At 37.5% G+C, this 14,185-nt stretch carries 13 protein-coding genes, 4 pseudogenes and 1 riboswitch; of the genes and pseudogenes, 10 read left to right on the top strand and 7 right to left on the bottom strand.

Translation table 11 applies throughout. The features are described from left to right. The first annotated feature begins 124 nt into the window (after positions 1-124). Positions 125-564 (top strand): annotated as a pseudogene (gene mscL / locus N4G44_RS06555) (large conductance mechanosensitive channel protein MscL). Between the two features lie 53 nt (positions 565-617). Here mscL and N4G44_RS06550 read toward each other — a convergent pair. Continuing rightward, positions 618-1,576 (bottom strand): annotated as a pseudogene (locus N4G44_RS06550) (NAD(P)-dependent oxidoreductase). A 97-nt stretch (positions 1,577-1,673) separates the two neighbouring features. Then, positions 1,674-2,078, bottom strand: a complete 405-nt coding sequence (locus N4G44_RS06545; protein ID WP_040996424.1) for an LNS2 domain-containing protein — start codon at positions 2,076-2,078, stop codon at positions 1,674-1,676. A 459-nt stretch (positions 2,079-2,537) separates the two neighbouring features. Between N4G44_RS06545 and idi the strand changes: the two genes are divergently transcribed. The 3 genes from idi to gcvT are packed head-to-tail and all read left to right on the top strand — an operon-like array spanning position 2,538 to position 4,607. Then, positions 2,538-3,047 (top strand): isopentenyl-diphosphate Delta-isomerase, encoded by a 510-nt coding sequence (gene idi, locus N4G44_RS06540; RefSeq protein ID WP_474925360.1) that lies wholly within the window; start codon positions 2,538-2,540, stop codon positions 3,045-3,047. Positions 3,048-3,050: 3 nt separating this feature from the next. Then, on the top strand, positions 3,051-3,521 hold the full coding sequence (locus N4G44_RS06535; RefSeq protein WP_474925359.1) for a hypothetical protein: 471 nt from the start codon (positions 3,051-3,053) through the stop codon (positions 3,519-3,521). A 9-nt stretch (positions 3,522-3,530) separates the two neighbouring features. Next, a complete protein-coding gene (gcvT, locus tag N4G44_RS06530; RefSeq protein ID WP_474925357.1) occupies positions 3,531-4,607 on the top strand; it encodes a glycine cleavage system aminomethyltransferase GcvT in 1,077 nt (358 codons plus the stop codon). Positions 4,608-4,741: 134 nt separating this feature from the next. Here the strand turns inward: gcvT and N4G44_RS06525 are convergent, their stop codons facing one another. Both N4G44_RS06525 and N4G44_RS06520 read right to left on the bottom strand, forming a co-directional pair. Continuing rightward, positions 4,742-5,083: a hypothetical protein gene (locus tag N4G44_RS06525; RefSeq protein ID WP_474925355.1), complete on the bottom strand. Its 342-nt coding sequence runs from the start codon at positions 5,081-5,083 to the stop codon at positions 4,742-4,744. Next, positions 5,080-5,435, bottom strand: a pseudogene (locus tag N4G44_RS06520) (arsenate reductase family protein). The gene N4G44_RS06525 and the pseudogene N4G44_RS06520 overlap by 4 nt, the downstream one beginning before the upstream one ends. A gap of 120 nt (positions 5,436-5,555) precedes the next feature. Between N4G44_RS06520 and N4G44_RS06515 the strand changes: the two are divergent. The 6 genes and pseudogenes from N4G44_RS06515 to N4G44_RS06490 all read left to right on the top strand — a co-directional run bounded on the left by N4G44_RS06515 (position 5,556) and on the right by N4G44_RS06490 (position 11,587). After that, on the top strand, positions 5,556-6,023 hold the full coding sequence (locus N4G44_RS06515; RefSeq protein ID WP_040996070.1) for an acyl-CoA thioesterase: 468 nt from the start codon (positions 5,556-5,558) through the stop codon (positions 6,021-6,023). Positions 6,024-6,026: 3 nt separating this feature from the next. Continuing rightward, on the top strand, positions 6,027-6,893 hold the full coding sequence (locus N4G44_RS06510) for a sugar phosphate isomerase/epimerase family protein (protein WP_474925353.1): 867 nt from the start codon (positions 6,027-6,029) through the stop codon (positions 6,891-6,893). A 21-nt stretch (positions 6,894-6,914) separates the two neighbouring features. After that, entirely contained in the window at positions 6,915-7,757 is an 843-nt protein-coding gene (locus tag N4G44_RS06505) for a GLPGLI family protein (protein WP_474925352.1), read from the top strand. A gap of 28 nt (positions 7,758-7,785) precedes the next feature. Then, positions 7,786-7,853: riboswitch (Fluoride riboswitch) on the top strand. A gap of 31 nt (positions 7,854-7,884) precedes the next feature. Then, positions 7,885-9,188: pseudogene (locus tag N4G44_RS06500) on the top strand (voltage-gated chloride channel family protein). Positions 9,189-9,411: 223 nt separating this feature from the next. Further along, the gene (locus N4G44_RS06495) at positions 9,412-10,290 is read left to right on the top strand and encodes a LysR family transcriptional regulator (RefSeq protein ID WP_474925351.1); all 879 of its coding nucleotides are present in this window, start codon (positions 9,412-9,414) and stop codon (positions 10,288-10,290) included. Positions 10,291-10,651: 361 nt separating this feature from the next. Further along, entirely contained in the window at positions 10,652-11,587 is a 936-nt protein-coding gene (locus N4G44_RS06490) for a YeiH family protein (protein ID WP_474925350.1), read from the top strand. A gap of 107 nt (positions 11,588-11,694) precedes the next feature. Here the strand turns inward: N4G44_RS06490 and N4G44_RS06485 are convergent, their stop codons facing one another. The 3 genes from N4G44_RS06485 to N4G44_RS06475 form a co-directional block, all read right to left on the bottom strand. After that, the gene (locus N4G44_RS06485) at positions 11,695-11,865 is read right to left on the bottom strand and encodes a hypothetical protein (RefSeq protein ID WP_175547508.1); all 171 of its coding nucleotides are present in this window, start codon (positions 11,863-11,865) and stop codon (positions 11,695-11,697) included. A gap of 169 nt (positions 11,866-12,034) precedes the next feature. Beyond that, positions 12,035-13,276, bottom strand: coding sequence for an MFS transporter (locus N4G44_RS06480; protein ID WP_474925348.1), 1,242 nt, complete (start codon positions 13,274-13,276; stop codon positions 12,035-12,037). A 154-nt stretch (positions 13,277-13,430) separates the two neighbouring features. Then, complete coding sequence (locus N4G44_RS06475) at positions 13,431-13,895, bottom strand: GLPGLI family protein (RefSeq protein ID WP_474925347.1); 465 nt, start codon at positions 13,893-13,895, stop codon at positions 13,431-13,433. Positions 13,896-14,185 lie beyond the last annotated feature (290 nt).

Below are 14,185 nucleotides of genomic sequence, written 5' to 3'. Positions count from 1 at the left end.
CTAAAAAAGCTAATGAATTGCAGCAATTAATTCAACAACTGAGGAGTAAAAAACTATAAAAAGTAACGTTTTTACATTTTTTAATTATATTTTTGTGTGTATACTAATTAAAAAAATATAAATTATGGGATTTGTTAAAGAATTTAAAGAGTTTGCCATCAAAGGCAATGCTTTCGATCTGGCCGTTGGGGTAATCATCGGGGAGCATTCGGAAAAATAGTAACGAGTGTTGTGGATGACCTTATTATGCCTTTGGTAGGAGCTGTGATAGGTAAGCCGGATTTCAGCAGTTTATACCTTGTACTTTCTGACCCGAATAACGGTGTAAAGCCGGGAATGGTTTTGGAAAATGCAAAAAAAGTAGATGGAGCGAGTATTTTTGCCTATGGAAATTTCCTGACCGTAGGTATTAACTTTTTACTTCTTGCATTCGTCGTTTTCCTTATGGTAAAAATGATTAACAAAATGAAAAAGACCGAAGCTGAAGCCCCTGCCGCACCTACTGCAGATCAGCAATTACTGACAGAAATCAGAGATCTTCTTAAAAGTAAAAACAATATATAAAACAAAAGCACCTCTAAAACGGAGGTGCTTTTTATTTTATTCTTTTTCAGCTATTATTGAATCTGTAAAATGCTTGAGATTTGTTCAGCCAGAGAAAGCCCGATTCTGTCCTGAGCTTCTAAAGTGGAAGCGCCGGTGTGAGGAGTCAGGAAATCTTTGAATGATTCAGGATTTCTTTAGAAGGTGTAGGCTCGTTGATGAAAACATCCAGCCCTGCAAACTTCACCTTTCCTGCATCCAATGCAGCAATTAAAGCCGTTTCATCAATAACACCGCCTCTTGAACAGTTTACGATGGCAACCCCGTCTTTCATGATATCAAATTCATTCTTTCCGATCATATAACCGTCTTTCTGAGCAGGAACATGCAGTGTAATAAAATCTGAATGTTTCAATACATCCTGAAGCGGTTCTGTCTCAATATCCACATTAATGAACTGGTTGTTGTAGAATTTTACTTTGATGCTTGCTCTTCCTACATTATTGTCCGCTGCAATTACTCTCATTCCCAATCCAAGAGCGATTCTGGCAACTTCCTGTCCTATTCTTCCCATTCCGATAATTCCGATGGTCTTTCCTCTTAATTCGATACCGGCAGTATAGGCTTTTTTAAGGGCTGCAAATTCCGTATCTCCTACCAAAGGCATTTTTCTGTTTGAATCCTGAAGAAATCTTGCTCCCGAAAATAAGTGGGCAAAAACAAGCTCAGCAACCGATTCTGAAGAAGCAGAAGGGGTATTGATCACATGAATTCCTTTTTCTCTTGCATAATCTACATCAATATTATCCATTCCTACACCACCTCTTCCGATAATTTCGATAGACGGGCATCCGTCAATAATATCTTTTCTTACCTGCGTGGCACTTCTTACCAGCAGGGCACGGATTTTATGTTCATTAATGTAATCCACCAAAAATTCCTGTGGAACTTTTGTGGTGATCACTTCAAAACCTTTCTCAGCCAGAGCATCAATTCCAGATTGATCCAGACCGTCGTTTGCTAAAACTTTCATAAATACAATTTGATATTAAAAGTGAAAAGATTTAAAAATTAAAGAATTTGAGTGCGTACACTTATCATTTAATTTTTAAATCTCTGTATATGTTTTCTTAATCTTCTTTGAAAACTTCAATGGTAACCTGCTTTTCTACAAGGTCTGTAAATTTGCCTTTGTATCTTGTTGCTCTTACCAGGTGGTTATCTATCCAGTGGTAGTTTCCTCCTCTCGGCTTTCCGCAGAGTACACTGTGGTATTTGAAGCCATGCTTATCCAGCCAGTCGATGGTAATCTGCTTCAGATTTTCTGTTCTTGAAGTGAAGAAGCAGATCTGATGTCCTTCGTCATACCATTTATTGATGGTTTCAAGTGCATCAGGATAAGGTTCGCAGGTAACCATTCTTTCAGGCTCTTCATTCGGGACATCATCTGTAATGGTACCGTCTATGTCTATTAAATAATTTTTTACCCCGTCCTTAAGAATAGGACTTATATGCTCTTTGTATTCTAATTCCATCATTAAAATTTGAGTTGCAAAGTTACACTTTTTATAGGTAACAGGAGTATTAAATCGAGTTTAAGTTAATAAATTACTACAAAAAATCATATTTAGCGAATAATATAAATATTTTATTCATTAATTTAATATTTCTGATTAAAATTTTTCTTATTTATGTTATTTTCTTAATAATGACCATTATGTTTTGAATTCTTATGACAGGATTTTAATTAATGGTTGATGATTTATCATTTAAGCTTGGTTATAGCCTTGGTTAAGAATGTCTCTTTCTGTTTAACCACCCCGTCTTTCAAAATTTTAATTTTGAAATCCACCCCTCCGGAGGAGGGGAATGTTCAGCTGGAGTTTTACTGTAATCTATAATCTATAATAACCTCTATTCTCTTTCAATCTCTAAAAATATGATGTTTCTCCAAAAATTTTCAAAATACATTTATTAGGCTTACATTTGTAGAAATGGAAGAATTTGTAGTTTTAGTAAATCCTGAAGATGAAATTTTGGGCCTTATGGAAAAGCAGCAGGCTCACATCAACGGTCTTCTGCACCGTGCATTTTCTGTATTCCTGTTCAACAGCAAGGGTGAAATGCTCCTTCAGAAAAGAGCGCAGGGAAAATACCATTCTCCCAATCAGTGGACTAATGCGGTATGCTCTCATCCAAGAGAAAATGAGACCTATTTCGATGGCGCCAGACGCAGAGTAAAGGAAGAGCTCGGAATTGAAACTGAACTTTCGGAAAAATTCAGTTTTATCTATAAAGCAGATGTAGGAAACGGCCTTTGGGAGCATGAACTCGACCATGTTTTTGTAGGAAACTATGAAGCTGGATTCAATTTAAATCCGCAAGAGGTAGAGGAAGTAAGGTTTATTTCCATGAAAGATCTTGATCAGGAAACGATTGAATCTCCGGAAAATTTTACAGAATGGTTCAAAATCATCCTTGAAGAATATAAACACCATTTTTAACTGATGAAAAAAATAGTATTGATCTCCGCTTTTTTATCGGCAAGTCTGTTCTTTGCCCAAAAAGCAAAAATTTATGAGACTCCCGGCTACTCTATCAATGTCCCTGAAGGCTGGAAATCTACCGACGACAGCGGCATTGTGAATGTTTTCCCTGCGAATGAGATCGGGGCTATCACTATTTCGGAATACCATGATCTGGATCTTCCCAAGGCAGAGATGAAAAAGTTTATCCTGGCCCTGTATAAATCTCAGGATCCGGAAAACAAAATAAAAGAAAACAAAGGCAAAAAAGGATACACAGAATATTTTTACGAATATTTTGATGAAAAAGAAAAAACATTCTGGATCACCAAAGCTTTTCAGAAAAATAAAGATTTGTATCTGATCTCTATCAACTGCGGCCAGAAATTCTGGAACGGAAATTACATGAGCCTTTTTAACGAAACTTTCAACAGCTTTAAAATAAAGAAATAAAAATTAAATATGAAGAAAACAGCCTTATACGATAAACACGTTTCTTTGGGCGCTAAAATCGTACCTTTTGCAGGTTTTGAAATGCCTGTACAATATTCTGGTGTAACGGAAGAACATTTTGCAGTAAGAGAAAAGGCAGGATTGTTTGATGTTTCCCACATGGGACAGTTTTTCATTGAAGGACCCGGATCTAAAGATCTTTTACAGTTTGTGACAACAAACAATGTAGATGCCCTGGAAAACGGAAAAGCTCAGTATTCTTGTCTTCCTAATGAAAACGGAGGAATCGTGGATGACCTTATCGTTTACAAAATGGAAGATGACAAATACTTTGTAGTAGTAAACGCATCAAATATTGACAAGGACTGGGATCATATATCAAAATACAACACTTTTGGAGCTAAGATGACCAATGCTTCTGATGATATGTCGTTATTGGCTGTTCAGGGTCCGAAAGCTACGGAAATCCTTCAGAAGCTTACAGACACCAATCTGTCCGAGATTCCTTACTATCATTTTGCAGTAGGAAGTGTAGACGGAGTGAATAATGTGATTATTTCAAACACAGGATATACCGGAAGCGGAGGTTTTGAGATTTATTTTAACAACGAAAATGCAGAACAGCTTTGGGATGCTATCATCAAAGCAGGGGAAGCGGAAGGAATTATTCCTGCCGGACTTGCCGCGAGAGATACTTTAAGACTGGAAAAAGGGTTCTGCCTTTACGGAAACGATATTGACGATACCACCTCTCCTATTGAAGCTGGTTTAGGATGGATTACAAAATTTGATAAGGATTTTGTCTCCAAAGATACATTTGCCAAGCAAAAAGAAGAAGGCGTTACAAGAAAATTAGTTGGCTTTGAGCTTCAGGATAAAGGAGTTCCAAGACACGACTATCCTGTAGTAGATGCAGAAGGAAACGTAATCGGGAAAGTAACATCCGGAACACAGTCTCCAATGAAAAAGATCGGTTTAGGACTTGCTTATGTAGACAAACCTCACTTCAAATTGGGTTCTGAAATATTTATTCAGGTAAGAAACAAGAACATTCCTGCAAAAGTGGTGAAAGCTCCTTTCGTATAATTGTTCAAAAAAAATATTAAAAAAAAACAGGCTGTAATTTTTACAGCCTGTTTTTTTAATTGCACAACAGCAAATAGTTCTTTTGGGGTTACAGGCATCATTTAATCATAGCCTGGTAATTTTAAAATAAATCATTACTTAGGAGTGTGCTGAAAACAATAATCATTTCCGATCCGGGTATAATGCTTGCACCTTGTTCCTGCTTTTGTTGTGCCCAGACACTGGTTTCCTTTATTTGTCCCGTTTACTTTCTTAGGTTTGGAAACAATTCCATAAATGCTACTCCTTGGAGGATTACAAATTTTGCAGGGTTGTAGCCCGGTTTCCAACGCATCTCTTACTTCAAGGCCTGAGGAAACATTCTTTACCATTCTGCATGATGATAAATGATATTTCGTTCCTGAAGGTGTTCTATAAACTGTTTGTCCATAGAAACTTAAAGAAGCAAAAAGCAATATGGAAATCAAATATTTCATTCATTCACTCCAAAGAATTCTTGTAAAGCCTCTACATTTTTCTTATCATTTCCTACAAAAATTTCATTGTCGGTAAGAAAAACAGGACGTTTTAAAAGGTATAATGATCCAGCAGCAGTTCTTTAAAATCCTTTTCACCAAGGGATTTCACGTCCAGTCCTCTTAATTTGATCTGGGTCGATTTTTTACTGAACAAAGCTTCATACGACTTTGTTTTCTTGTGCATCGCTGCCAGTTCTTCCTTGGTAACAGGCTCTTTTTTAATCTCCCTGAGTTCCCAGTCAGTAAGGTCAAACTGTGCTAAAATCTTTCTGCAGGTATCGCATGTATTAAGGTAAAATACTTTCTTCATTATTACTTTTAAATCTGTTATTGTTAAATTTCCTTCTTCATTGAAGTTTTGTCTTTCAAAAGTAGGATTTAATCCAAAATTCTGGAAATTATTAAATAACTTTATTCAAATTTTATAAAGATGCAGAACAAACCTATTACTTTTCAGTTTATTTCAGAGCCTTCGGATGTGAATTATGGAGGAAATGTACATGGAGGAAGCGTTATGAAATGGATTGATCAGGCAGGTTATGCCTGTGCCACAACATGGAGCGGAAATTATTCCGTAACGGTTTATGTAGGCGGTATCCGTTTCTATGAACCGATTAAGATCGGGGAAGTGGTAAAAGTGGATGCACAGGTTATTTATACCGGGAAATCCAGCATGCATATTTCCATCAATGTTTTTTCCAGAAATCTTAAGCAGCCTACTTTTGATAAGAAAACACACTGTATTATTGTGTTTGTAGCAGTAGATGAAAACGGTAAGAAGCTTCCGGTACCAACATGGGTTCCTGAAACAGAAGAGGAAAAACAGCAGGAAGAGTATGCCAAAAGACTGATGAACCTGAGAACACAGATTGAGGATGAAATGAAGCCTTTTTTATAGCCTATGTACAGAAAAGATTTCATCAAACTTTCATCTCTGGGGCTTCTGGGCTTATATTCCTGTGGAATTTCTAAACCGGGGAGTAAGAAACCTTTGGCCATACAGCTTTACACCGTTCGGGATGCTGTTTCGGATAACCTTGAAAAAGCTTTGGAAAAACTGGCAGCTTTGGGTTTTACAGAACTGGAAATCTATGGATATAACGGGACATTCTTTGGAAAAAGCAGGACAGAATTCCAATCAATTCTTAAACAGAACGGCCTGAAAGTCATCAGCTCACACCACACGACAGGACTGCTCCATAAAGACCAGGGCACTTTACTGTATAATTGGGAAAAATCTGTAGAAGACCTGCATTTTATCGGCTCGGAGTATATGGTCTGCTCCTATCTTTTTCCTGAAGAAAGAACTGCTGAGCATTATAAAAAGCTTCCTGAATTATTTGAAAAATCCGGTGAAATTACCCGGAAAGCAGGAATTCAGTTTGCCTATCACAACCATGATTTTGAGTTCGAAAAATTTGAAGATGATAAAAATGTCTATGATTTTATTTTAAACAATACATCATCTGACCTTGTAAAAATGGAGCTGGATTTATACTGGATTTCAAAGGCAGGACTTGATCCGCTGGATTATTTTGAAAAATACCCCGGGCGTTTTCCCCTGTGGCACGTAAAAGATATGCAGGCCGGAACAAAAGATTTTACAGAAATCGGGAACGGGACCATCAATTTTAAAAGAATTTTTGAAGCCAAAGAAAAAGCAGGCCTCAAACACTGGTTTTTAGAGCAGGATTCAAGCGATAAAGATATTTTCGAAAGTATTGCCATCAGCAAAAAATATATTATCGATCATCCCTATTTTAAATAAACTTATCAAAAAACTGCCGTCATGAAAAAAATTTCCTCCCTCATTGGTTTGCTGATCATAGTTTCTTTAAGCTCTCAAACCCATCGGTTCGTTTATGAGCTTCAATTAAAAATGGACTCCACAGAAGCCGATTATCAAAAGTTTAATATGAATCTGGATATCAATTCCAAAGAAGTAAAGTTCTATGGGCGCAATCTTCTGATCGCAGATTCCCTGAACAAAAAATTCGGGAATATGGATAACAGACATGTTGATATGACGGGGCAGATTGTCAAAAGAAAGATCAACACTTTTGATAATGAGAACTTTATCAACATTAAATTCGGGTATTATTCTTTTAAAACCACAGATAAAATCAACTGGAATATCTCTCATGAAACCAAACAGGTTCAGCAGTATACCTTACAAAAAGCAACGGCAACATTCGGCGGAAGAAACTGGATTGCCTGGTTTAATAAAGATATTCCTTTCAATGAAGGTCCCTTTAAGTTTTCCGGACTTCCGGGATTAGTTTTTGAAATATCCGATTCAAAAAAGAATTTCATCTATCATCTTGTAAAAAGCCAGGAACTTCCGGACCTCTATCCTACCGATGATTTTCTGGAATCCAATTTTGGAAACAAAGCCATCCCTATAAATGAAAAGCAAAAACAAAAGCTTTTACTGGAGTTTTATAATGATCCTTTTTCTTTTGAGAGAACCAATTTCAGCAAATCAGCAAACAGCAATTTAAATATCAACATCGGAGGAAAAGAAATACATTCTATTGATGAGCTGAATACCCAGGTAAAAAGCATGCAGGATATTATAAGAAAATATAATAACCCGGTTGAAATTAATAAAGCTGTTCATTATAAAAATTAAATCATTTTAAAATAATAACTATATTTGCCTCATAAAAGGAAATGGTGCTCTTCCTTACCCAACCGCTTTACAGAAGCTGATGACGCCTGATTAAGAGATTATTAACCAATAACTTATCAGGATTATTATGTCAGAAAATCAAAGAACAATACGCAGAAAAGCAATTTTTCATACCCGGTTTTTCTTCAGGAAATATCCGTCCTTACCGTATATTTTAAAATGGCTGTGCATCAGTATCATTATTGGAGCATTGGCAGGTACCGCTTCTGCAGGGTTTCTTACGTCTCTGGAATGGGCGACCGCCTTCAGGGAAAATCATCTGTGGCTGATCGCGTTCCTTCCCGCTGCTGGGTTTCTTATCGGACTTTTATACTATTATTCCGGAAAAGATGTTGAAGCAGGAAATAATCTGCTCATCAACAATATCCATGATCCGAAAGAGATTATTCCCTTTAAAATGGCGCCGTTTGTTTATGTGGGAACTATAATTACTCATCTTTTCGGTGGTTCGGCAGGCCGTGAAGGCACGGCACTTCAAATGGCGGGAGCTATTGCAGACCAGCTCAGCAAACCTTTTAAGCTTGATAAAGAAGAAAGAAAAACATTGTTAATTGCTGCAGTCGCTGCGGGCTTCGGATCGGTTTTCGGCACCCTCTGGCCGGCGCGGTCTTTGGTCTGGAAGTTTTCCTGATCGGAAAAATACGGTACAATGCTATTTTTCCGGCCTTTGCCTCTGCTGTTTTTGCAGATCTGGTTACCAGTCTATGGAATGTAAAACATACTCATTATCACATAGACCTTATCCCTAAATTAGAATTTTTACCTGTTTTATACAGTGTCCTGGCAGGAATTATTTTTGGGATCTGTGCAGCATCTTTCAGCAGGATTCTTCACTGGACAGGCTCCATTTTTAAATCCAATATAAAATATCCTCCGCTTCGGCCGGTGATTGGTGGAATTATCATTGCCGTTGCCGTTTTTGCAATGGGAACGACCCGATACATCGGGCTGGGTATTCCCGTCATCCTGGAATCATTTGAAAAACAGCTTCCCATATACGATTTTGCCTTAAAAATGATCTTTACCATTGCCACCCTTTCAGCAGGATTTAAAGGCGGGGAAGTCACTCCTTTATTTTTTATCGGGGCGACGCTAGGCAGTGCCTTATCACTATTTATTCCCCTACCGTTCGGATTGCTTGCTGGGATGGGTTTTGTAGCTGTATTTGCAGGAGCTACCAATACTCCACTGGCCTGTATGCTGATGGGAATTGAACTGTTCGGAGCAGAAAGCGGTGTTTACATCGCTATTGCCTGTGTGGTTTCTTATCTGCTTTCCGGTCACAACAGTATTTATACAAAACAAAAGATCGGAGAAGCAAAAAACAGGAGGTACGAAAGTGACCGGGAAAGGTCTGTTTCGGATTTGTAACGGGGTGCGGGGTGCGAGGTGCGGGTTTCGGTTTCGAAGTGAGGAATATAGGTTTCGGGATTGGATGATGCGATTCAGTTTGAGATTAGAAAGTTTTAGAGTTTAAATAAAATACCCATTAAAATTTATCACATATATTTCTACTTAATCCTAATAGTTGTACCTTTTAACCCAAAACCCGAATCCCGAAACCCAAAACTTGTTATAACCATAAGCTTCCCCAATGTTTGACTACAGATTAAAAGTTTTTCATACAGCCGCTTCAAGACTGAGTTTTACAAAAGCTTCTGAAGAACTTCATATTTCCCAGCCGGCAGTCACCAAACATATCAAAGAAATTGAAAACCAGCTGGGTACCAAACTGTTTGACAGGAAAGGAACTTCTGTACAGCTTACCCAAAGTGGAAAAATTTTATATGAGTGTGCAGAAAAGATCAGGAATATCTACCGCGACCTTGAATTTGAAATCAGTAAAGTCAACGAACAGCATAAAGGAAGATTGATCATTGGAGCCAGCACCAGTGTTGCCCAATATGTTTTACCCGAAATACTGGCGAAATTCAATTCCTATTACAAGGATATTAAAATTGAGCTGATTGCCCATAACACTGAAATGATCTCCGAACTTCTGAAGGAGGGAAAAATTGACCTGGGAATTATCGAGGGCGAATCCCAATCCTCTTTTTTTGACTATAAGATTTTCAGACCTGACGAAATCGTTCTCACAGCAAAAGCAGATCATCCTATGGCCAATAAAACATTAAGCCTGAAAGATCTTTATCATTTAAATCTGATCTTCCGCGAACAGGGCTCCGGCACCCAGGAATTTATCCAAAACCGTTTAAAGGAGAAAGGAATTAACCTCGAAGAGCTGAATATCGTCATGCAGCTCGGAAGCAGCGAAAGCATTAAAAACTATCTTTTACACTCAGATTGTATGGCATTTCTGTCGATCAGCACTATTTTGAATGAACTGAAAATCAATACTTTGACCATTGTGGATATTAAAAACTTCAGCATTGAAAGAAATTTCCACTTTATCCTTCCGAAGGGAGATCAGTCTGAAATGATTAGGCTTTTCCTTAGATTTGTGAGGAGTTAGGTGGCAGATGGTAGGTGGCAGGTTGCAGGAATGGTAGTCGTAAATTAGCTTGTAGCCTTTTGATTGAGGTGTTATTGTGAATGGTGAATTTGCTTCGCAAGTGAGTGGTGAATTTTTAGCTACAATTATAGCCAGCAACAGAGACCATTTTAACTTGTTTACTCTCAAACCTTACCTTTCGCTCAAAATCAAAGCCAATATTCGATAATTAAAGCCATACTCATTTACCCTCAAACTCTATTACTCTCAAACCCTTTTACTAACACGCAACTCATAACTAAAAGTTATCCATTATAATAAAATACAATTTACTTTGTAATACTAATTTCCGGAATTTTGGAGTCTTATTTAAAACTTATTTATGAAAGGCTTCATCCAAAATGAAACGACACGAAAAATTATTTTTATTATACTTGCTGTGGTGTGTCTCACTCCGCTTATTTCTTCTCCAATAGCATTGCTTCTGGGTTTTGGTTTGGCAATGCTGGTAGGAAATCCCTTTGAACAGCATCTTCATAAATACATTCATCTTCTCCTTCAGATTTCCATTGTAGGGCTGGGTTTCGGACTTAAGCTTGATGAAGCGTTACAGGCAGGAAAAACCGGATTCTTTTTAACGGTTGCTAGTATTTTAACGGTGATGATTCTTGGATATTTTTTAGGAAAAGTATTCAAACTTGAGAAAAAACTCGCTTATCTGATCTCAGCCGGAACTGCAATCTGCGGTGGAAGTGCCATTGCTGCCGTCTCTCCTATCATAAAGCCCGGTACAAAAGAAATTTCTCTGGGGCTGGCCATTGTTTTTACCTTAAATTCCATAGCGTTGTTTGTATATCCGGCTATCGGGCATCTGCTGCAGCTTTCCCAGGAACAGTTCGGGCTGTGGTGTGCAGTAGGAATTCATGACACCAGTTCTGTGGTTGGAGCAGCCGGAAAGTATGGGGATGAGGCTCTAAAAATCGCTACAACCGTAAAATTAGCCCGTGCCTTATGGATTATCCCGGTTTCTGTGATCACCATGTTTATTTTTAAAAATAAAGAATCTAAGGTTAAAATTCCATGGTTTATCGGATGGTTTATCCTGGCAATTTTAGTGAATACTTATTTTCCAATTTTTGATGGTTTCAGTAGTTCTGTAACAACGCTGGCCAAATCAGGATTAAATCTTACCCTGTTCTTTATCGGGACTACTCTTTCGGTTCAAACTTTAAAAACAATAGGGATCAAACCGTTGGCCGTAGCTGTTATTTTATGGATTACTATCAGTGTTGGCAGTCTTCTTTATATTATCAGTTAAGATTGATAAGCTTAGTTCAAAGACAAAAACCTTTTGGAAGATCCAAAAGGCTTTTGCGTATTAAATGTGGAAATGTTTATTCCTTACTGAAATAAGTCTAAACCGGATTAATCAAGACAGTTGTAAACCTGTGGACAGGCTATATACTGTACGCAGTAATAAGGTCCTGTAACGGAACCTGAGCAGCTGCATCCGCATTTAGATAAATCAACAGGTCCGCTTACGCCTCCTGTAATGTTTTTAAGATCTTCCTTTTTTAGCTTTTTAGCATTTTTCATGTGATTTGATTTAGAGATTAAACAATATAGTTTGGTTACTTTCCAAAGTTAAACAAATATTAATTATTCGCAACATAATTAATTAAAATTTTAATAACACCTTGATTTAAGTACTTTTATTACATTATAAACGCAAAATGTAATCATAATATTTCTTAAACAGTTTTAATTATTCTGTAAATTCCAGATCCTTATCGTGGGTTTCCGAGATGGTCAGGGATGAGTAAAAGGCCAGCCCAAAGACAACAGCTCCCACAATTGCCGCGCTTATAATGACCGTGAAATTATTTTTTAAAAGATCAAATGCCAGGATCATAACAGGAACCAAACCTCTTACCATATTGGGAACGGTGGTAGTCGCCGTATTTCTGATATTGGTCCCGAACTGCTCTGCTGCCAGGGTTACGAACATGGCCCAATAACCGGTTCCCAGTCCCAGCCAGACACAGAATATATAATATTTTGTTTCTGAATCGGTATTCCCAAACAGCATAATCGCCACTCCTATTATAGTGAAGAGCAGCATATAAAAAATAGCCATTTTACGGGATTTAAGAGCATGGGAAATAAAACCGCTCATCAGGTCGCCGACAGAAATGCCTACGTAAGCCCACATAATAGCTTTTCCGGGGTTGAGATCCTTAATCCCCAGTTCAGGGGCAAATTGGTTGGCTAAAACAGCCAGAATCCCTATACAGTACCATGTAGGCAATCCCACCGCTATACATTTAAGATATCTGACGAAACGTTCTTTATTGGTAAAGAAGGAAATAAAATTGCCTTTGGAGACGCTTTTATGCTCTAAATTTTTATAAATTCCGGATTCTGAAACACTTACCCTGAGAATCAGCAGCATGATTCCCATAATTCCGCCGATGATGTAGGAGATATTCCATCCTCCGGCCAACTCTACGGTGAGTTGCGCCACAACGGCTCCCATCAGTCCGAAACCGGCCACGACAGAAGTTCCGATGGCTCTGAGATTCTTTGGCAGGCTTTCGGAAACAAGGGTAATTCCGGCTCCAAGCTCTCCGGCCAGTCCTATCCCTGCAATAAACCTTAATCCTGCATATTGGTACACCAGATGCTCTTTTGGAAAATAGGGCAAAAATCCACAGGCAATATTGGCCAGGGAATACACCAATATGGAGCCGAAAAGTACGGAAAGTCTTCCTTTTTTATCTCCAAAAATCCCCCAGAAAACACCGCCGATAAGAAGGCCGACCATCTGGCAGTTCAGGATAAAGGTTCCGTCGGCATCAGGATTCAGACCCAAAGCCTTCAAACTCGGAATTCTTACAATCCCGAATAAAAGCAGGTCATAAATATCTACGAAATAGCCCAGGGCTGAAATAATAACGGGAATTGAAAAGATGTACTTCAGTTTTGAAGACAAAGGCAGTTCTTGCATTTTTAAGTTTTGATAAAAATAAAAAACCTTTCAATTTCTTGAAAGGTTTTTATTAAATATCTTATTCCGTTTTGAAGAATCAATTTTTCTTAAATAAAATTAGGTGCATTTAATATTGTTTTAAATGAATTTTAAATAGTACTTATTATAAATGCTATTTTTTAAATTCAACCTTCTTGTCTATTTCTACGGGATTATTTTTATCTATTAGTTGTTTTTGAATACTTTCAGTCATTTCCTTCCAGCTTACACTTACAGGATTTCCATTTGCATCACCAGTCTTTGTTTTGATGCCACGGGCTTTAATTTCAGCAAAAGGATCATTGTAATAGTCGCTTTGCAATTTTTTATAGATATCCCAATTTATTTCTTTTCCTTTTCGGACATAAAACATATTATTTTTATCAGATCTTTTAATTGAGATGAGATTAAAATCAAAATCACCCTGGTCATCACTCAATTTTAGAATTAAACCGGGAAGCCCATAAAAAACATATGGTCCATCTTTTATTGGGTTTTTAGAATCAAACCAAGCTATCCAATTTCGCCCGCCATATTGTACTGAAGCCTTTTGGCATTCTATATCACAAATTTTCTTTTTTCCGGGAGTATCTGCCATTGAAGTTTATCATCAATATTGATATGGTATAGGTCATACATTGCCGGATGTGTAACACTTTTATACACCTTATTACTAATTAAGTTCTTGAAGGAATATATATGATCAAATGTCGGTTTCCGACTTTGCCAGAATCCATTCTTTTGCATTAAAGAATCAGCATTTCTTGCATTTTCTGATCTAAAAACAGATTGGCTTCCCAAAACGTCCAAATAATAATATTCTGTTTTAATTTCCTTTTCTGAGTTGGGTTTGTATTTCAAATCATAGATAAAAGTAATATTTTGTGC

The sequence above is a fragment of the Chryseobacterium sp. GTID13 genome, from assembly GCF_056172655.1.
This window is presented reverse-complemented; position numbering and strand designations above follow the sequence as displayed.